The sequence below is a fragment of the Fusobacterium sp. SYSU M8D902 genome, assembly GCF_040199715.1.
Lineage (GTDB): Bacteria > Fusobacteriota > Fusobacteriia > Fusobacteriales > Fusobacteriaceae > Fusobacterium_A.
On sequence record NZ_JBEFNA010000033.1, the window covers coordinates 1 to 20,516 of the forward strand.

General features: G+C 33.3%; 18 protein-coding genes and 1 riboswitch. Of the genes, 17 read left to right on the plus strand and 1 reads right to left on the minus strand.

What is annotated here, in order from left to right:
• Positions 1 to 241 precede the first annotated feature (241 nt).
• The 12 genes from ABNK64_RS09780 to tsaD all read left to right on the plus strand — a co-directional run bounded on the left by ABNK64_RS09780 (position 242) and on the right by tsaD (position 12,657).
• Positions 242 to 1,318, plus strand: a complete 1,077-nt coding sequence (locus ABNK64_RS09780) for a polysaccharide deacetylase family protein (RefSeq protein WP_349764243.1) — start codon at positions 242 to 244, stop codon at positions 1,316 to 1,318.
• 10 nt (positions 1,319 to 1,328) lie between these two features.
• Entirely contained in the window at positions 1,329 to 2,093 is a 765-nt protein-coding gene (locus ABNK64_RS09785; protein ID WP_291255071.1) for a glycosyltransferase family 2 protein, read from the plus strand.
• A gap of 11 nt (positions 2,094 to 2,104) precedes the next feature.
• Positions 2,105 to 3,145, plus strand: a complete 1,041-nt coding sequence (locus ABNK64_RS09790; protein WP_291259591.1) for a glycosyltransferase family 9 protein — start codon at positions 2,105 to 2,107, stop codon at positions 3,143 to 3,145.
• Positions 3,141 to 4,145, plus strand: coding sequence for a glycosyltransferase family 9 protein (locus tag ABNK64_RS09795; protein ID WP_349764250.1), 1,005 nt, complete (start codon positions 3,141 to 3,143; stop codon positions 4,143 to 4,145). Before ABNK64_RS09790 ends, ABNK64_RS09795 begins: the two co-directional genes overlap by 5 nt.
• Positions 4,142 to 4,828, plus strand: a complete 687-nt coding sequence (locus ABNK64_RS09800) for a lipopolysaccharide core heptose(II) kinase RfaY (RefSeq protein WP_349764244.1) — start codon at positions 4,142 to 4,144, stop codon at positions 4,826 to 4,828. Before ABNK64_RS09795 ends, ABNK64_RS09800 begins: the two co-directional genes overlap by 4 nt.
• A gap of 30 nt (positions 4,829 to 4,858) precedes the next feature.
• Positions 4,859 to 5,836 (plus strand): glycosyltransferase family 9 protein, encoded by a 978-nt coding sequence (locus ABNK64_RS09805; protein WP_349764251.1) that lies wholly within the window; start codon positions 4,859 to 4,861, stop codon positions 5,834 to 5,836.
• Positions 5,836 to 6,903, plus strand: a complete 1,068-nt coding sequence (recA, locus tag ABNK64_RS09810; protein ID WP_291255068.1) for a recombinase RecA — start codon at positions 5,836 to 5,838, stop codon at positions 6,901 to 6,903. Before ABNK64_RS09805 ends, recA begins: the two co-directional genes overlap by 1 nt.
• Positions 6,890 to 7,441 (plus strand): regulatory protein RecX, encoded by a 552-nt coding sequence (locus tag ABNK64_RS09815; RefSeq protein ID WP_349764245.1) that lies wholly within the window; start codon positions 6,890 to 6,892, stop codon positions 7,439 to 7,441. The genes recA and ABNK64_RS09815 overlap by 14 nt, the downstream gene beginning before the upstream one ends.
• 20 nt (positions 7,442 to 7,461) lie before the next feature.
• Positions 7,462 to 8,196: a lysophospholipid acyltransferase family protein gene (locus ABNK64_RS09820; protein ID WP_349764246.1), complete on the plus strand. Its 735-nt coding sequence runs from the start codon at positions 7,462 to 7,464 to the stop codon at positions 8,194 to 8,196.
• Between the two features lie 35 nt (positions 8,197 to 8,231).
• Positions 8,232 to 8,313, plus strand: a riboswitch (ZMP/ZTP riboswitch).
• A gap of 178 nt (positions 8,314 to 8,491) precedes the next feature.
• Positions 8,492 to 10,720, plus strand: a complete 2,229-nt coding sequence (gene pflB / locus ABNK64_RS09825) for a formate C-acetyltransferase (RefSeq protein ID WP_300343578.1) — start codon at positions 8,492 to 8,494, stop codon at positions 10,718 to 10,720.
• 122 nt (positions 10,721 to 10,842) lie between these two features.
• Positions 10,843 to 11,571 carry a pyruvate formate-lyase-activating protein gene (gene pflA, locus ABNK64_RS09830; protein ID WP_349764247.1) on the plus strand — a complete coding sequence of 243 codons (729 nt, stop codon included), beginning with the start codon at positions 10,843 to 10,845 and terminating at the stop codon, positions 11,569 to 11,571.
• A 69-nt stretch (positions 11,572 to 11,640) separates the two neighbouring features.
• Positions 11,641 to 12,657, plus strand: a complete 1,017-nt coding sequence (gene tsaD / locus ABNK64_RS09835) for a tRNA (adenosine(37)-N6)-threonylcarbamoyltransferase complex transferase subunit TsaD (protein WP_291255063.1) — start codon at positions 11,641 to 11,643, stop codon at positions 12,655 to 12,657.
• A gap of 45 nt (positions 12,658 to 12,702) precedes the next feature.
• On the opposite strand, the gene ABNK64_RS09840 is transcribed toward tsaD, so the two are convergent.
• On the minus strand, positions 12,703 to 13,758 hold the full coding sequence (locus ABNK64_RS09840; RefSeq protein WP_349764248.1) for a hypothetical protein: 1,056 nt from the start codon (positions 13,756 to 13,758) through the stop codon (positions 12,703 to 12,705).
• A gap of 141 nt (positions 13,759 to 13,899) precedes the next feature.
• Here ABNK64_RS09840 and ABNK64_RS09845 point away from each other — a divergent pair, with 141 nt between their 5' ends.
• From ABNK64_RS09845 to leuS, 5 genes are all read left to right on the plus strand, one after another.
• A complete protein-coding gene (locus ABNK64_RS09845; RefSeq protein ID WP_291255061.1) occupies positions 13,900 to 14,472 on the plus strand; it encodes a DUF1694 domain-containing protein in 573 nt (190 codons plus the stop codon).
• Positions 14,466 to 15,734 (plus strand): UDP-N-acetylglucosamine 1-carboxyvinyltransferase, encoded by a 1,269-nt coding sequence (gene murA / locus ABNK64_RS09850; RefSeq protein WP_349764249.1) that lies wholly within the window; start codon positions 14,466 to 14,468, stop codon positions 15,732 to 15,734. Before ABNK64_RS09845 ends, murA begins: the two co-directional genes overlap by 7 nt.
• Positions 15,735 to 15,750: 16 nt before the next feature.
• On the plus strand, positions 15,751 to 16,458 hold the full coding sequence (gene rlmB / locus ABNK64_RS09855; protein ID WP_291255059.1) for a 23S rRNA (guanosine(2251)-2'-O)-methyltransferase RlmB: 708 nt from the start codon (positions 15,751 to 15,753) through the stop codon (positions 16,456 to 16,458).
• A 43-nt stretch (positions 16,459 to 16,501) separates the two neighbouring features.
• Positions 16,502 to 17,098, plus strand: coding sequence for a sigma-70 family RNA polymerase sigma factor (locus tag ABNK64_RS09860; RefSeq protein WP_291255093.1), 597 nt, complete (start codon positions 16,502 to 16,504; stop codon positions 17,096 to 17,098).
• Positions 17,099 to 17,175: 77 nt separating this feature from the next.
• Positions 17,176 to 19,785, plus strand: a complete 2,610-nt coding sequence (gene leuS / locus ABNK64_RS09865; protein WP_300343586.1) for a leucine--tRNA ligase — start codon at positions 17,176 to 17,178, stop codon at positions 19,783 to 19,785.
• The last annotated feature ends 731 nt before the right edge of the window (positions 19,786 to 20,516 follow it).

The window sequence follows — 20,516 nt, forward strand, 5'->3', positions numbered from 1 at the left end:
CCTAGATAGCTCAGTTGGCTAGAGCATACGGTTCATACCCGTACGGTCGATGGTTCGAATCCATTTCTAGGCACCATATTCCAAATAATTTTTTTAAACCCCACTTTTTAGATTCATATGTTGTAGTCTAACCCTAAATATTTTTAAGGAAAAAGATGAACAGTCGGTTCATCTTTTTTCTTTTTTTGTATTTTCTACATAGATTTGATATAATATTCTAAAAGGGGATAAAGGAGAGAGTATGTGGATAGTTGCAATTATAATATTGATATTAATATATTTTAGAAATAGGGGGGTACCCATATTTTTATACCACCAAGTTAATAATCTTTCAAATGTTACACCTGAACTTTTTGAGGAGCATTTGAAGATACTTAAGGATAAAAATATGAATTGTGTAACCCTAAAGGAGTATGGAGCTGGAGAGATTGGAAGAAATCCTGTATTATTGACTTTAGATGATGGTTACTATGATAACTACTCCATTGTATTTCCACTTCTAAAAAAATATAATATGAAGGCTACAGTGTTTTTAAATACTCTGTATATAGCTGATAGGAGAGAGGGAGATACGGAGATAGAGCTGAATGGAGAGGCTAACTATAAAGCTATGGAGAAGTATCTCAAGAGTGGAGATGGAAGAAGTGAACAGTATCTCACTTGGGAAGAGATAAGAGAGATGAAAGAGAGTGGTTTAGTGGATTTTCAACCACATTCACACAAGCATACGGCAGTTTTTGTAAGTGATAAGATAGAGGGATTTTTTGATGGAACAGAGAGGGATATAACAGAACTATATCTCTATGGTGAGATTCAAAAGGGGTATCCGAAATTTCCTAAGAGAGGGGAGTATGCTTCTAAGGGGATAATTATAGATAGAGAGTTCTTCAGAATCTTTAAAGAGTTTTATGATAGGGAACTAGCTGGTGTAGATGAGAAAAGAGGATTGAAATTAGCTCAAGAGTTCATAGATAGAGAGAAGAAAAAGTACTTTAAATATGAAAGTGAGAGTGAATTTTTAGAGAGAGTAAAAGAGGAGTTCAATCTCAATAGAGAGCTAATAGAGAGAAATTTAGGAGTTAAAGTTGAGTATTTTTGCTGGCCTTGGGGACATAGAAATAAAAATGTAATAGAGATGCTGAAAAAAGAGGGAATAAAAGGTTTTGTGACAACTAAGAAGGGAACAAATGGAAGAAAACCTGATTATGAGATGATTAGAAGAGTGGAGTTGAGAAGGTTTACTCCTGATAAATTTAAATTAAATCTTTTTTTGATGAGGAACTATATTTTAGGAAAAATTTATGGATGGGTATCCTAAGGAGTGGATTATGAGATTATCAGTGGCAATGATAACAAAGAATGAAGAGAATAATTTGAGAAGGACATTGGAGTCTGTGAAATCATTTGCAGATGAGATAGTGATAGTGGATAGTGGCTCTACAGATAGAACAGAAGAGATAGCTAAGGAGTTTGGAGCTAAATTTTACTCTGAACCTTGGAAGGGGTATGGAGAGCAGAGAAACTCTGTAATTGATAAGGCTCAGGGGGAGTGGATATTAAATATTGATGCAGATGAGGAGATCTCGCCACAACTTCAAAAAAAGATAGTTGAGATAAAGGAAAAAGAGAGGGAGAAGAGTGTTTTTAAGATTAATTTTACCTCTGTTTGTTTTGGTAAGAAGATAAAGCACGGTGGTTGGAGTAATAGCTATCATATTAGACTATTCAAAAAGGAAGCTGGAAGATTTAATAGTAACACTGTACACGAGGAGTTTTGTACACAGGAGAGGATATATACATTGAAAGAGGACATATATCATCACAGCTATTCAAATTTGAGAGATTATTTTACAAAGTTCAATAGATATACTACTGAGGGGGCTTTGGAATACTATAAAAGGGGAAAGAAGAGCAATATATTTCAATTGGCAATAAATCCAATTTTTAAGTTTTTAAGAATGTATATTTTTAGACTTGGTTTCTTAGATGGAAAAGAGGGCTTTTTATTAGCTTGTACAAGTTCTCTCTACACTATGGTAAAGTATTACAAACTATATGAGATAGATAAAAATAGAAGCTATATTGAGGAATAGAGGAAGGATATATGGAGATAAAGAGAATAATAGTATCTAGGACAGATAAGATAGGAGATTTGATCTTATCAATTCCAAGTTTTTTTATGATAAAAAAGATGTTTCCACAGGCTGAACTTGTGGTTTTAGTTAGAAAGTATAACTATGAGATAGTGAAGAATCTACCCTATGTAGATAGAATAGTGAGAATAGATGACTACACTCATAGTGAGTTAATTGAGAAGATAGCTTACTTTAAGGCTGATATATTTATAGCTCTATATAATGATAAATTTGTATCTCAACTAGCTAAGGCTAGTGGAGCAAAGAAAAGAATAGGTCCTCTGTCAAAATTAAACTCTTTCTTTACCTATAATAAGGGAGTTTGGCAGAAAAGATCTAAATCTGTAAAAAATGAGGCTGAATACAATTTGGATCTCATTAAAAAAGTTGATGAAAAGAGATACAATGAGGTTTTTGAATTGAATACTAAAATCTATCTTGGAGATGAGAATAGAAAGGCAGCAGAAACTTTTTTTAAGACCTATAATATAACGGGGGAAACTTTGGTGGTAAATCCATTTATTGGAGGATCAGCTAAAAATATAAAAGATGAGGAGTATGCTTCATTGATACAGAGATTTAGAGATGACAATCCAGAGAGAGTTGTTATAATAGTGTGCCATATCTCTGAAGAGGAGAGGGGAGAAAGATTGGTAGAGAGTATAGGTAGAGATGGGGTATATCTCTATGCAAATGGAGGAGATCTTTTGAACATAGCAGCTATTATAGACAAGGGAGATGTGTATCTAGGAGCTTCTACAGGACCTACACACATAGCAGGAGCTCTACAGAAAAGAGTTGTGGGAATATATCCAGCCAAAGCTACACAGAGTACTACAAGATGGGGAATCTTTGGAAACAACAAGGTAAAATATCTGATACCAGATAAAAATAATTCTAAAGAGAACTATAAAAATCCATTTTTTGACAAGTATGATAAGTTTATGGAGGGGGAGTTATTAAACTATATTGATGAGAGTTTTATCTTAGAAGAGGGTGAGAAAAATTAGAATTTTAATTATTCATACAGCATTTATAGGAGATATTGTACTCTCAACTCCCCTTATAAAAAAGTTGAGAGATACCTATCCAAAAGCAGAGATAACATATTTGACTACTCCAGTGGGAGCCTCTATTTTGAGAAATAATCCACATCTTACACATATAATCGAGTATGATAAGAGAGGGGAGCATAAAGGAGTAAAGGGTTTCTGGTTGATAGCAAAAAAATTAAAAATGGAAGCCTATAATTTAGTAATAACACCTCATAGATATTTGAGAAGTAGCTTCTTAACATTTTTGACAGGAGCTCCAATTAGAAGAGGTTATGATACTGCTGCTGGAAAATTTGTCTACAATGAAAAGATACACTATGATAAAAGTAAGCATGAGGTTGAAAAACTTCTATCTTTTATTCCTAAAGATGATGGGAAAAGGTATGAGATAGAGCTATTTCCAAGTGGTATAGAAAGAGAGAGAGTAGATGAGCTACTTTCAAATAGTAAAAAAAATATAATAGTTCTAGCTCCAGGAAGTAAATGGTTTACTAAAAAATGGCCATTGGAGTATTTTAATGAGCTAATAAGAGAGTTGAAGAGAAGAGAGGATGTCACTCTTATAATAGTTGGTGGAAAAGAGGAGCAACTACTAAATATTCCAATGTATGAGGGGATGATAGATCTAAGAGGAAAGACAACTCTTTTAGAGCTAGCTGAGGTAATTAGAAGAGCTAGGATAATAGTGACAAATGACTCTTCACCTATACATATAGCCTCAGCTTTTCCTGAGGTTAGAATACTGGCTATATTTGGACCTACAGTAGAGGAGTTGGGATTCTTTCCTTGGTCTAAGAATAGCAAGGTATTTCAAGTTGAAGGCTTGGAGTGCAGACCTTGCTCTTTACATGGGGGGGACTCTTGCCCTAAGAAACATTTTAAATGTATGTTGGATATAAAGCCACAGCTTATATTAGAGGAGATAGAAAAAGATCTAGAGAGTGAAAGAGTATGAAGAGTTTAAAATATGGAGATACCTATCTTTACTTTGATGATGAAAAAAGTATAAAATTATATGACAAAATAAAAAACACCTGTTATAATATAATAAAAGTTATGAAAGATGATCAGAGGAGTTATGTAGCACTCATAGAGATTGATGGTAAAAACTATGTATATAAGGAGCCAAGAGAGAAGAATAGAAGAAAGTGGCAGAGATTTCTCTCTATATTTAGAGGGAGTGAGAGCAAAAGGGAGTACCAGAATATTAAAAATATTTTAAAGGCGGGCTTCAATGCAGCTACACCATATTTGGCAGTTGAGGAGAAAAGAGAAGCAATGGTAGTGAACTCCTATCTTCTTTACTCCTATATAGAGGGAAGAGATGGTAGGGCTGAAGATATGGAGGAAATAGCTCAAGAGCTGAGAGAGATCCATAAAAAAGGGTACCTACATGGGGATTCCCATATGGCAAATTTTTTAGTTGGAGATGGGAAGATATACCTAATAGATACAAAGCTGATGAAAAATAAGTATGGACGTTTTGGAGAGATATTTGAATTTATCTACTTGGAGGAGAGCTATGGACACCCCATAGAGTATGATAAGGAGAGTTTTTACTACAAAATGGCTATGGTGTTGAAAAGATACCTTTTAGGCTTAGGTGAGTTGAAAAAAAGATTGAGAGGAAAGAAATAGGAGAGCCAAGTGAAAATATTAGTAATTAGAATGAGTTCTATAGGGGATGTCATACTTACAACCCCAGTATTGAAAGCTTTTAAAGAGAGGTATCCTGATGCTCAGATAGATTTTTTGGTATTGGAGCAGTTTAAAGATGCTATATCAGGGCTTGATTATATAGATAACTTAATAACTTTTAGTAAAAAAGAGAATGATGGATTAAAAAATATTCTAAGTTTTGCTAAAAAGTTGAAAGAGAATAACTACGATTATGTATTTGATCTACACTCAAAATTTAGATCTAAGATAATTTCTAAGAGAATGGGGGTAAAAACATATACATATAGAAAGAGAGCAGTTTGGAAATCTCTCCTTGTAAAATTACGATTGATAAAGTATCAGGTAGATGATACAATTATAAAAAATTATTTTGGAGCTTTTAAAGATTTCAATTTAAAATATGTTGGAGAAGATTTGGACTTCAGTTTTGACGAGAGAGATCGTGAGGGAGTTATACAGTACAGTGGGCTACCAGTGATGGCTCCAAGAGCTTCTAAAAATACTAAGGAATGGACAGCTGAAGGTTTTGGTAAGTTGGCAAAACTCATCTATGAAAAATATGGTGTAAAGAGTATTTTGATCGGTGGAAAGGGAGATATACCTAGATGCCAAGAGATTGATAGAATAAGTGGGAACAACTGTATAATACTAGCTGGAAAACTTTCACTAAAAGAGAGTGGAGCTCTACTTTCAAAATCAAAGTTTTTGGTGACAAATGATTCGGGGCCATTCCATATAGCAAGGGGTGTAAAGTGTAAAACCTTTGTTATCTTTGGACCTACAAGTCCAGGGATGTTTGATTTTGGCAAAAATGATATTTTAATATATGCAGGAGTACCCTGCTCTCCATGTAGTTTGCATGGGGACAAGGAGTGCCCTAAAAAACATTTTGACTGTATGAGAAAAATAGAAGCTGAGGATATTTTACAAAAGATTGAAAATTATATAGATTGGGAGGAGAAATAATGGCAAAAGCAAAAGATGAGATTAACGACAGAGAAAAAGCATTGGAAATGGCAATGAAACAGATAAAAAAAGATTTTGGTGAGGGTTCAATTATGAAATTGGGATCAAACCAAAGTATGACAGTTGAAACTATATCAACTGGAAGTATAAACCTTGACCTAGCTTTGGGACAGGGAGGAGTACCTAGAGGAAGAATAGTGGAGATCTATGGAGCAGAGAGTTCTGGAAAGACAACAATAGCTCTTCATGTGGCAGCAGAGGCTCAAAAAATGGGTGGAATAGTTGCCTTTATAGATGCTGAACATGCATTGGATCCTGTATATGCAAAGGCTTTAGGTGTAGATGTAGATGAACTTTTAATATCTCAACCAGATTATGGAGAGCAGGCTTTAGAGATTGCTGATATGTTAGTTCGTTCAGGAGCTGTGGATCTTGTAGTAGTGGACTCAGTAGCTGCATTGGTTCCAAAAGCTGAGATAGATGGAGAGATGTCAGATCAACAGATGGGATTACAAGCAAGACTTATGTCAAAAGCTCTTAGAAAACTTACTGCTACTTTGAATAAATCAAAGACTACAATGATATTCATCAACCAGATAAGAGATAAGATAGGTGGATTTGGTTTTGGGCCTCAAACTACAACAACTGGAGGAAAAGCACTTAAATTCTATGCTTCAGTAAGAATGGAAGTAAAGAGAGTGGGAAGTGTAAAACAGGGTGATGAAGCTATAGGAAACGAAACAGTGGTAAAAATAACTAAGAATAAGATAGCTCCTCCATTTAAAGAAGCTGCTTTCCAAATAATGTATGGAAAGGGAATCTCAAGAGTTGGAGAGATATTAGATATGGCACTAGAGTATGATATTGTTGCAAAATCAGGAGCTTGGTTTAGCTTTGGAGATATCAGACTTGGTCAAGGAAAAGAGAATGTAAAGGCTAGATTAGAGAGTGAGCCAGAGCTATTAGCAGCTATAGAGAGTGAAGTTATGAAAGTTATGAAACCTCACTCAACAAGTGAAGAGGAGACAGAGACTACAGAAGGAGAGTTAAATTTTGAAGAAGTATAGTCTTAAGGGAAATAAGATATATTTTGATGAATTTTTCTATTTAGATTTAAATAAACAAACAATATTAGATTTCAATTTAAAAAATAGAGATGAACTTACTCAAGAGGAGTATTTTCAACTGATAAAATTAAGGTCTGAAAGTATGGGATATTTTTTGTTGAGTAAGAGAGATTATTCTGAAAAGGAGCTTTATTTAAAGCTCCTTTCAAAATATAGAGAGAAAAATATTGTGAGATCTGTGATAGATAAGTTTGTTGAATTGGGATATATAGATGATTACGACTATGCTGAACACTATATCTCCTCACACAACTATGGAAGAAAGAAGATGGAGTTTATGTTGATGCAAAAGGGTGTATCAAGAGAGATTATAGATACAATATTCTCCACTTCTCAAAAGGAAAAGGATATGGAGGAGATAAGAAGAGTCTGGCTAAAATTGGGAGATAAAGATAGAGATAAGAAGATAGCTTCACTGATGAGAAAAGGGTTTGAATATAGAGATATCAAAAAAGTAATGAGTGAATTGGAGAATTAGAGATACTAGGAGGATAGAACATGTTGGGATTGATATTAGCAACAGGTACTGGATTATTAATGTTCATATACATAAGCATAATATATCTTCCTGTGATAGCTTTGAAAAAAGAGAGAGCTGGTGTAGAGTTAGCTAGAGAAAAACTGAAATTAATATCTAATTTTGTTTTAAAAAGTTTAGATGTAAGGTTAAAAGTGATTTATAAAAATAGGGAGAGTGTGGACTCTTTGGATAAAAAGAAGGGGATAATCTATGTATGTAATCATCAGAGTAATCTAGATATTCCTGTTATTGTATCTGCTCTGAATATGGATGTGGGATTTGTAGCTAAGAAAGAGATGAGAACTTGGCCGTTTTTCAGTATTTGGATGAAAAAGAGTAGATGTGTATTTTTGAATAGAGAGAATCCAAGAGAGGGAATAAAGGATATAAAAGAGGCTGTAAAGCTAATAAAAAAAGGTTATCCAATAGTTATATTTCCTGAAGGAGAGAGAACACTTACTGGAGATATTCTCAATTTTAAAAAGGGGAGCTTCAAGTTGGCAACAGAGACAGGTGGGATAATTGTACCTTTGACTTTGAAAGGGACATTCGACATTCAAAAACGTGGACAGTGGAGAATGTCGAGAGGTAAGAGTGTAACCTTGGTAGTGGACGAGCCTATACACATGGATACCCTATCAAAAGAGGAAATTAAAGGATTAAGTGGTAGAGTTAGTGATATTATCAAAAATAATTACTCTAATATAAAATAAAAAAGTTGATAAAACTTGAAAAAAATGATACAATTAAGTTGTTATATAACTGACGGAAGTGGAAATAACCACATGAAGTATAACTGTAATGATTAGCCGACCGTCTGGGCATTTTGCTCAGGTGGCGGTTTTTTTATTTTGAATTACAAAATTTATGAAGTGTAAAATGTAGAAATTACAAAATTTATTATTGACTTTTTGAATAAAGAATGATACTATAAAGTACAATTAAAATTTGTTTATTTATATTGAACACAAAGTTTTTTTAATAGATTTATTATTTTAAGGAGGAAATATGGGATTTTATAACGGTTTTAAAGGGCAATTATGGAAGAGAGAAATCAATGTCAGAGATTTTATTCAGGAAAACTATACTCCATATCACGGAGATGAGTCATTCTTAGTTGATTCAACTGAAAAGACTAAAAAAGTATGGAACAAATTAACAGAGATGTTCAAGGTAGAGAGAGAGAAGGGAATCTATGACGCTGAGACAAAGATGCCACAATCAATAACTACTTATGGACCTGGGTATATAGAGAAAGATTCAGAGGTTATAGTTGGACTACAAACTGATGCACCTTTAAAAAGAGGAATATATCCAAAAGGTGGATTAAGAATGGTTAAAAACTCTTTAGAGTCTTATGGATATGAGATAGATCCTATGACTGAAGAGATTTTTACTAAGTATAGAAAAACTCACAATGAAGGAGTGTTCTCTGCTTATACTGATGAGATAAGAGCAGCTAGAAAGAGCGGAATCATCACTGGACTTCCTGATGCTTATGGAAGAGGAAGAATAATTGGAGATTATAGAAGAGTAGCTCTTTATGGAGTAAATAGATTAATTGAGGATAAGAAAGATCAATTAAAACAGTTAGAAGCAGCTGACTTTAATGAAGATATAATCAGAAGAAGAGAGGAGATCTCTGAGCAAATCAATGCATTAAAAGAGTTTGTAAAGATGTGTGCATCATATGGTTTTGATGTAACAAGACCAGCTGAAAGTGCAAAAGAAGCAGTTCAGTTCCTATATTTTGCTTACTTAGCAGCAACTAAAGATCAAGATGGAGCAGCAATGTCTTTAGGAAGAACTTCAACTTTCTTAGATATATATATTGAGAGAGATTTAGCAGCTGGAGTGATAACTGAAGAGGAAGCACAAGAGTTAATCGATCAGTTCATAATTAAATTAAGAATAATAAGATTCTTAAGAACACCTGAATATAATGACCTATTCTCTGGAGATCCAACTTGGGTAACAGAGTCAATTGGAGGACAAGGAGTAGATGGAAGAACATTAGTAACAAGAACATCTTTCAGATACCTACATACATTATACAACTTAGGACCAGCACCAGAGCCAAACCTAACAGTATTATGGTCAGTAAACTCTCCAGAAAACTGGAAAAAATTCTGTTCAAAAGTTTCAATAGATACATCATCAATCCAATATGAAAATGACGATCTAATGAGACCTGAATTAGGAGACGACTATGGAATAGCTTGTTGTGTATCTCCAATGAAGATAGGAAAAGGAATGGAATTCTTTGGAGCTAGAGCTAACTTAGCAAAAGCTTTACTATATGCTATCAACGGTGGAAGAGATGAGAAGAGTGGAGCTCAAGTAGCACCTAAATTTGCACCAGTTGAGGGAGATTATCTAGATTTTAATGATGTAATGGATAAGTTTGATCAAATGATGAAATGGTTAGCAGGAGCTTATGTAAATGCATTAAAAATCATACACTATATGCATGACAAATACTCTTATGAAGCTTTTGCTATGGGATTACACGACTTAAATATAGAAAGAACACAAGCAAGTGGAATAGCAGGACTTTCAATAGTTGTAGACTCATTAGTGGCAATAAGAGATGCTAAAGTAAAAGTTATAAGAAATGAAGAGGGAATAGTAGTTGACTTTGAGAGAGAGGGAGACTATGTACCATTCGGAAATGATGAGGATTCAACAGATGATTTAGCAGTTCAAATAGTGGAGAAATTTATGAACTACTTAAGAACTCACGGAACATATAGAAATTCAAAAGCTACACAATCAATCTTAACAATAACTTCAAACGTAGTTTATGGTAAGAAAACAGGAAATACTCCTGATGGAAGAAGAGGAGGAACTCCTTTTGCTCCAGGAGCAAACCCAATGAATGGAAGAGATACTAGAGGAGCTATAGCTTCACTTGCTTCTGTAGCTAAGTTACCATTCCACCACTCTGAAGATGGAATATCTTATACATTTGCAATATCACCAGCAGCTTTAGGAAAAGCAAAAGAGGATAGAGTGGAGAACCTAGTAACATTAATGGATGGATATTTTACTCCACAAGGTGGACAACACTTAAACGTAAACGTATTTGATAGAGAGTTATTAGAAGATGCTATGGCAAATCCTGATAAATATCCTCAGTTAACAATCAGAGTTTCTGGATACGCAGTTAACTTTGTAAGATTAACTAGAGAGCAACAATTAGATGTATTATCAAGAACTATAAGCGGAAAAATGTAAGCTGTAGAAGTTTGAGAACAATTTTTATTTAAAGAATAAAGAGCAAGTATAGCTTATGCTAACTTGCTCTCTTTATTCTTATGGATCTATTTGTATCTAATAATTTAAAAGAAGGAGATAAGATGGTTTTAGGAAATATTCACTCTTATGAGAGTATGGGAACTGTAGATGGTCCTGGAATTAGGTTTGTTATCTTTTTACAGGGTTGCCCATTGAGATGTAAATTTTGTCATAATCCAGATACTTGGAATGTGAAAGAGAAAAAAATCGAAGAGAAAGCCCAAGATGTGTTGAAGAGAATAGAGAGATATAGAAACTATTTTGGAAAAAAAGGTGGTGTAACTATAACTGGGGGAGAACCTTTGATCCAAAGTGAGTTTGTGTTGGAACTATTTAAGTTATGTAAAAAAGCTGGGATACATACGGCGTTAGATACATCTGGATATATTTTTACTGACAAGGTAAAAGAGGTACTTGAATATACAGATTTGGTACTTCTAGATATAAAAGCTATTGATAAAGAGGTATATAAAGAGCTTACAAAAGTTGAGCTAGAAAATACAATAAAATTTGCTGAATATCTAAAGGAGATTAAAAAACCTACTTGGATTAGGCACGTTGTTGTTCCTGGGATAACAGATGATGATCAGATGTTGGAAAGGACAGCTCAATATATAGCTACTTTAGACAATGTAGAGATGGTGGAGATACTACCATACCATACATTGGGAACATTCAAATACAAAGAGTTAGGATTGAAATATCCGTTGGAGGGAGTAGAGGATCTATCCTATGAGAGAAAGCAAGAGATAATGGAACTATTTAAAAAATATGAGCTTCCTGTACATTAAAAATGATTTTTTTACAAAAAAATGATATAATAGAAGATATGTCATTGAGTGTAGAAAAGGAGGTTTTTTATGATAATTTTAGGAATTGAAAGTTCGTGTGATGAAACTTCCATAGCTGTATTAAAAGATGGAAAGGAGATTTTATCCAATAAGATCTCTTCACAGATAGAGATACATAAAGAGTATGGGGGAGTTGTTCCAGAGATAGCTTCAAGACAGCATATAAAAAATATTGCAACTATTTTGGACGAAGCATTAGAAGAGGCAAAAATCACTATGAAAGATGTGGACTATATAGCAGTAACTTATGCTCCAGGTCTTATAGGAGCTCTACTTGTAGGAGTTTCATTTGCTAAAGGATTAGCTTATAATTACAATATTCCAATTATCCCAGTTCACCATATAAAGGGTCATATGTATGCTAATTTCTTAGAGCACGATATAAAATTACCATGTATATCACTAGTTGTATCTGGAGGACACACTAATATCCTATATATGGATGAGGAGCATAGATTCACAAACCTTGGTGGAACTTTGGATGATGCAGTTGGTGAGAGTTGTGATAAAGTGGCTAGAGTTTTGGGGATAGGATATCCAGGTGGACCTGTTATAGATAGAATGTACTATGAGGGGAATAGAGATTTCTTAGAGATACCAGAACCTAGAGTAGGAGAGTATGACTTCAGTTTTTCTGGAATAAAAACAGCAGTGATAAACTTTGTTAACAAGATGAGAATGAAGGGAGAGGAGTTTTCAAATGAGGATTTAGCTGCTTCTTTTTTAGGAAAAGTAGTGGATATTCTATGTAAAAAGACTCTGAAGGCTGCTGTGGATAAGAAAGCTAAGACAATCATCATAGCTGGAGGAGTTGCAGCTAACTCTCTGCTTAGAAGTCAGCTTACTGAAGAGGCTAAAAAACTGGGGATACAGGTATTTTATCCCTCTATGAAGCTTTGTACAGATAATGCAGCAATGATAGCTGAGGCTGCTTATTATAAGTTGATAAATTGTAAAGATGGAAAGAGTTGTTTTGCAGATATAAATTTAAATGGAATAGCATCATTAAATGTAATAGATGATTAATAAAAAAAGTGTACTTTTCTTTTAGAAAGAGAGTACACTTTTTTGTTATAGCTCCTCAAAATCTAGCAGGATATTGAAATTTTTAATATCCTTATCTAAATCTATGAGATCAGTTTTTTTAATTATTTTATTATTAACTGTAATCACAATGAAAACCTTACGATCTCCAGGAATCTTATAAAACTCAAAAAATCCATTCTCAGAAGTTGTAGTAGTGGCGATTTTTTTATAGTCCTGTCCTAAAAGTTGAAGTTTTATCCCCCTTAAAGCTTTTGTACTATCTGTTACAACTCCAGTTATAGAGTAGGCACTACGTTTTAGAGCTATTTCGATATTACTTGTAAAGGAATTTTTTTCAATCTTTCTAACAGTTCCATTCTGTATATATCCCTTTTTTTGACAAAGTATAGTTACGATACCACTGTCTACAGGAAGTTTAAAAAATCCTAATTTATCTCCAGTAAGTTTTATAATTTTACTTCCATTTTTGATAGAGATAGTAGGAAATGGAATAGGTAAACCTTCGCTGTCTACTACATGCCCCTGTACATAACTTGGAAGTTCAGTAAGTTCAAAGTTCAAAGAGTAGGGTGTAGTCCTTTTGGTGAACTCATATATTATTCCCAGACCACTGTTTTGAGTATAGCCAGATCTTTCAGCAGAGACCTTATAATTTCCAGGTGGAAGGTAAGCTGTATAATTACCATAGAGATCAGAGATAAAATTGTAACTGTGGTTATTCACATCAGTGAAAGAGATTTTCACTCCTCCAAGCTTAGCATCTCTATTTTTTATATTACCTTTTACTGTAACTGAATCTTCTTGATTGAAAATTATATTGCCAACAGCAGGAGAATTTTTTATATCTAGATTTTTTTGTATGCTGGGATATCCTTCAGCACTGAAAAGAAAATAGTATTCTTTCTCCTCAAGATCCAGAGTAGTTGAGCCGTTAAAAAACTCCTGAGCTTGGGTGTTAGTGTCCTCACTCTTAAAATACTCTATCTTTCCAACAGGAACATTGAAGTTAAAAGTTATCTCTTTGGCTAAAGCAGAATAAAAACAACTTATAAAAATAAAAAGAAAATAAAATTTTCTCATAGCGACCTCCTAACAAATGAACTATTTTTATTATACCATTTTTTAAATTGAATAAAAATAAAAACCTTTTAAATATAACTATAAAATGATACAATAGTATGATATAATCTATTACAATGTTATATATTAAGGGTGAGAAAAATGGATGAGAGCTTAATAGATGAAAAAAATAAGGTTAGTATGAAATTTTTACAAACTCAAGGTGAAAGAGCTTTTTATTTAGATGAATTTAAGGAGAATATAGCTTTAGCATTAACTGAAGATCAGTTGAACTCTGGAGTTGTATATCCTGAAATATTAGAGAGAATGAAAAATAGTGATGTAGCCTATATAAAGATGAAAAGAGAGATAGCTTTAAAATTTCTTAAACCATATATTTTAGAAGCTGAAAAAATAGATTTACGATATACCTTAGTAGATAGCTTAAATTTATTGGGTAATATAGGGTTGGTAGTTGTTACGAAAGAAGCTTTTGATGACAATGAGAGAGAGATAGTAGTAAAGAGTATAGAGGAGAGATTTGAGGAAGCTGGATTGGGTCCAGACTATGTAAAAAATTTTGGGAAAAAAATCTGTGAAAAGCACTACTCTCTAGTAGAAGATAGATTACCTGGCTATGAGAAGAAGTTTAAAAAACTGACAATATTTAATCATTTGTTTGGAGAAAGTTGTCCTATATGCAGGGCAGAAAAGGAGAAAAATAAAAAATGGTAGAAGCTTTTAAAGTAATCGGTGGAAAAAATATAGGTGGAGTATTAAAGGTAGAGGGATCAAAAAATGCCGCACTTCCAATAATGATAGCTACTTTGGTGGAGAAAGGTACATATGTACTAAAGAATGTTCCTAATCTAATGGATATAAGAACATTGGTAAAATTATTGGAAAGTTTAGGTTTACAGATAGAGAGATTGGATGAAAATACATATAAGATAGAGAATAATGGATTGACTAATTTGGTGGCTGGATATGAACTTGTAAAGAAGATGAGAGCTTCTTTTTTAGTTATGGGACCAATGTTAGCCCACAGTAAAAAAGCAAAAGTTTCTCTTCCAGGTGGGTGTGCTATTGGTGCTAGACCAGTGGATTTACATCTAAAAGGATTTGAAGCTTTAGGAACAAAGATAACAATAGATCATGGTTATGTTGAGGCTGAAACTGAGGAGTTAAAGGGAGCTAAAATCGTTTTAGATTTTCCTAGTGTTGGAGCTACTGAAAATATAATTATGGCAGCAGTAAAAGCCAATGGAACAACTGTGTTAGAAAATGCAGCTAGAGAGCCAGAGATTGAGGATCTATGTAACTTCTTTAATGAGATGGGAGCAAAAATAACAGGGATAGGAACAGGAACTCTAGTAATTGAGGGAGTTGAAAAATTAAATCCTTGTGAATATACAATAATACCAGATAGAATTGTGGCTGGAACTTTTGTAATAGCTTCTATAATTTTTGATGGAAAAATAGAGGTAGAGGGAGTTAGAAGAGAACATCTTGAAGCATTTTTAATGAAGCTTGAAGAGATGGGAGTGAAGTATGAGATAGAGGGAGAGAGATTGAGAGTTCTATCTAAATTGGAAGATCTACAGGGGGCTAAGGTAACTACTATGCCATATCCTGGATTCCCAACAGATTTACAATCACCAATAATGACACTTATGTGTCTTGCTAAGGGTAGCAGTGAGTTGAAAGAGACTATATTTGAAAATAGATTTATGCATGTACCTGAATTGAATAGAATGGGAGCAAAGATAGATATCAACGGAAACATAGCTACAATAAAAGGTATAGATAATTTCTCATCAGCTGAGGTAATGGCAAGTGATTTGAGAGCTGGAGCATCATTGATTCTAGCTGCTTTAAAAGCTGAGGGAGAGAGTGTTGTTAATAGAATCTACCATGTGGATAGAGGATATGAGAATTTGGAATTGAGATTAAAAAATATTGGAGCAAATATTGAGAGAATAAAAGCTGAAATATAGTTGTAACGGAGGAAATATGGAGAAGATAATCGGAGTAAATCCTGTAATAGAAGTATTACAAAATAAAGAGAAAACGATAGAAAAGTTAGAAATTTTTAAGGGAGCTAAAGATGATAAGATAAATAAGATAAAAAGATTGGCTTCTGAAAGAAATATAAAGATTTTCTATACAGATAAGAAAAGAGATAACTCACAAGGTGTAGTAGTATATGTAAGTGATTATGATTACTATGTGGATTTTGGAGCTTTTTTAGAGAAGATAGCTCCAATGGAGAAAGCTCTAGTGCTTATCTTAGATGAGATACAAGATCCAAGAAACTTTGGTGCATTGATAAGAAGTGCTGAGGTATTCGGGGTAAAAGGTATAATTATTCCAGAGAGAAATGCTGTTAGAATAAATGAGACAGTTGTAAAAACATCAACAGGTGCTATTGAGTATGTGGATATAGTTAAGGTAACAAATATCTCTGATGCTATCAGTAAGTTGAAAAAATTGGATTACTGGGTATATGGAGCAGAGGGAGAGGGAAGCAAGGATTATTCACAAGAGAAATATCCAAGTAGAACTGCTCTAGTATTAGGAAGTGAAGGAAACGGAATTAGAAAGAAAGTAAAAGAGAGTTGCGATGTACTTATAAAGATACCTATGTATGGTAAGATAAACTCTTTAAATGTGTCAGTAGCTGGAGGAATAATTCTTTCTGAGATAGTAAAATCAATGTAAGTTTGAAGATGTAGACTATACCATTAGGAAGGAAAACTATATGATGAATGGAGAGTTAGTAACTGATGAATTAATAATACGTGCTCAAGGTGGAGATGAGGAAGCTCTGGACTTGATACTTACCGAGTATAAAAAGTTGATATTTTTAAATGTGAAAAACTATTTTATGGTTGGTGCAGATCAAGATGACCTATTGCAAGAGGGAACTATTGGATTATTAAAAGCTATAAAAAGCTATGATAAAGATAGGGCTTCCTTTAAAACTTTTGCTACTTTATGCATAAGAAGACAGATATTGACCGCTGTAAGAAGTTCTACAGCTCAAAAAAATATTCTGTTGAATGAGGCTAGTGGAAATAATCTTGAAACTGAAGATGGACATGAGGATTACTCTCAAGAACTGTATTCAGATCTAAAATATAATCCTGAGACACTCTTTTTATCTAAAGAGAAGATAATGGAATTTCAAGATTTTGTTGAAAATAATTTTAGTCCTTTTGAAAAAGAGGTATTTAATTATATGGTAAAGGGTTTTTCTTATAAGGAGATTGCAACTGAGCTATCCAAAACACCAAAAGTTATAGATAATAGTTTTCAGAGGATAAAGAGAAAAAGTGAATTGTGGTTAAAAACTTATTGAAAATAAAAACTATTGTTAAATAAGTAAAAATTGTGATATATTGAATATGAAAAAGAATTATTTATGAGGTGATATGCTTGAGAGAGTATAATTTTAAAGAAGTAGAGGGAAAATGGCAGAATAAATGGGAAAGTGGGCACATTTTCAAAACTGATAATAAAGTGGAAGGAAAGGATAACTACTATGTATTGGTAATGTTACCATATCCTTCTGGAAAATTACACGTAGGTCATGCTAGAAACTATACAATAGGTGATGTTATAGCTAGATACAAAAGAATGAAGGGATATAACGTATTAAATCCTATGGGTTGGGACTCTTTTGGACTACCTGCAGAGAACGCAGCTATTCAAAATGGAGCACATCCTGCTGTTTGGACAAAATCTAACATAGAAAATATGAAGAGACAGCTAAAATTATTGGGATTCTCATATGATTGGGATAGAGAGATAGCTTCATATACTCCAGAATATTATAGATGGAATCAATGGATGTTTAAGAGACTTTATGAAAAAGGGCTAATATACAAGAAAAAGTCTCTAGTAAACTGGTGTCCAGATTGTAATACAGTTCTTGCTAATGAGCAAGTTGAAGATGGAAAATGCTGGAGACATAGTAAAACTTCTGTAATTCAAAAAGAGTTAGAGCAATGGTTCTTCAAAATAACAGACTATGCAGATGAGTTATTAACTGGGCATAAGGAGTTAAAAGAGGGTTGGCCAGAGAAAGTTTTAACAATGCAAAAAAACTGGATAGGAAAATCTTATGGAACAGAGATAGTATTCAAAGTTGCTGAAACAGGAGAGGATCTACCTATGTTCACAACAAGAATAGATACAATCTACGGAGTTTCTTACTGTGTAGTTGCTCCAGAGCATCCAATAGTTGATGAGATTCTAAAGGTAAATCCAGAGATCAAATCTCAAATAGAAGCTATGAAAAATACTGATTTAATAGAGAGATCAGCTGAAGGAAGAGAGAAAAATGGAGTATTTACAGGTTGGCACGTAATAAACCCTGTAACAAAAGAGAAAGTTCAATTATGGGTAGCTGACTATGTACTAATGAACTATGGAACAGGTGCAGTAATGGCAGTTCCTTGTCATGATGATAGAGACTTTGCATTTGCTAAAAAATATAACCTACCATTTAATGTAGTTATAAATCCTGTTGATAAGGAGACTAAAGAGGTTGTAGAATTAAAAGCAGATGAGATGACAGCTGCTTTCACTGAAGTTGGTGTAATGACTAACTCTGGTGAGTTTAATGGAATCTCTTCTAAGGAAGCTTTAACTAAGATAGCAGAGTTTGTAGAAGCAAATAACTACGGAAAAAGAACTGTAAAATATAGATTGAAAGATTGGGGAGTATCTAGACAGAGATATTGGGGAACACCGATTCCAGCATTATACTGTGAGAAGTGTGGAACAGTTATGGAAAAAGATGAGAATCTACCAGTGAGATTACCAGAAGATGTATCGTTCAATGGTATAGGAAATCCACTTGAGACTTCAGAAAGCTTTAAACACGCAACTTGTCCAATATGTGGTGGACCTGCAAGAAGAGATACAGATACAATGGATACGTTTGTAGATTCATCTTGGTATTTCCTAAGATATTGTGATCCTAAAAATGATAAACTTCCATTTGATAAGGAAGTAGTGGACTCTTGGATGGGAGTAGATCAATATATAGGTGGAATAGAACACGCAGTTATGCACCTATTATATGCAAGATTCTTCCAAAAAATGTTGAGAGATATGGGATTGGTTACAGCAAATGAGCCGTTCAAAAGATTGTTAACACAGGGAATGGTTTTAGGACCTTCATACTACTCAAATAATGAAAATAAATTCCTTTTCCCAAGTGAAGTGGATATAAAGGGAGAGAAGGCTTTTTCTAAAGCTACTGGTGAAGAGTTGGCTATAAAAGTTGAAAAGATGTCAAAATCTAAAAATAATGGTGTAGATCCAGAAGAGATGATAAATAAGTATGGAGCTGATACTACAAGATTATTTATTATGTTTGCTGCTCCACCTGAAAAAGAGTTAGAGTGGAATGAAAATGGATTAGCAGGAGCTTACAGATTCTTAAGTAAAATCTGGAGACTTGTAATGGAACACAAAGAGAACCTAGAGTTTGGAGATATTGATTTAACAAAAGTAAGCAAAGAGGATAAGGCATTACTAATAAAATTAAATCAAACAATTAAAAAGGTAACAGAGTCAATAGAGGATGATTACCACTTCAATACTTCAATAGCTGCTACTATGGAGCTTATCAATGAGACTCAAGACTATAAAACAAACATATTAGAGGCTGGTAAGTCAACAAGTGAATCTAAAAAGATATTTGCAGAGGTTATAAAAAATATCCTAGTGATGCTATCACCATTTACTCCACACTTCTGTGATGAGTTATGGGAAGAGATGGGAAATACAGGATACCTATTCAATGAAAAATGGCCTGAATATGATGAGAAATTAACAGTTTCATCAGAAGTAACTATGGCTATTCAAGTAAATGGAAAGGTAAGAGGAACTCTAGAGGTAGAGAGAGGAACTTCTAAAGAGATAATAGAGAAGATGGCTTTAGAGTTAGATAATGTTAAAAAACATTTAGAGGGAAAAACTTTAGCTAAGTTGATAGTTGTACCTGATAAAATAGTAAATATAGTAGTTAAATAATGATACAATAGAGTAGTTGGAGTGAATCTAAAATTCACTCCAATTTTTTATATATAAAATTTAAATTTTTTTGGAAATAGCTATTGACATAATGAATTTTATGGGGTATATAAGTATTACAAGGAGATAGTAAGAGTCTAGACGAAAAGAATCTCTTTAGGAGGCGAGTCCCATGGAATAAATTCTTTAAGAAGATATTTATGTGGAAAAAGTTTTTAAAAGAAGGTTTGAAAATAAAGCTTTATAAAACTATATAGGTAAGAGATATATTCAAATATTCATTCTATTTTGGTTTTATTCTTTATTTTAGAGAACAATATCTTATTTTCAGAGGAATATTATAATATGATCAATTACTGATGATAGGGAAGAGATATTCTATATATACAAGAATAAATGTGCCATAGCTATTTTGAAAATGATAAGAGTATTGTTTTAAAAAAATAATATGGACATTGAGATTCAGGTTATATATTGGAGAAAAGATGATTGATATATAGATAATTACAGTATTTGCAAGGGGTGATTGCCGATAAATAATATGGAAGGAACTACATAGGGCTATCTGATTATCTTAGAAAAGAGATCGGATAGCCCATTTTTTTAAATTTTTTTAAATTTTTTAAAAAAAAGGTATTGACGAAACTTTGTATCTGTGGTACTATATATCTTGTCCGCGAGAAAGCGAGACAAAATAATGTTAAGGACATTAGCAACAGAATAGAGAAAGA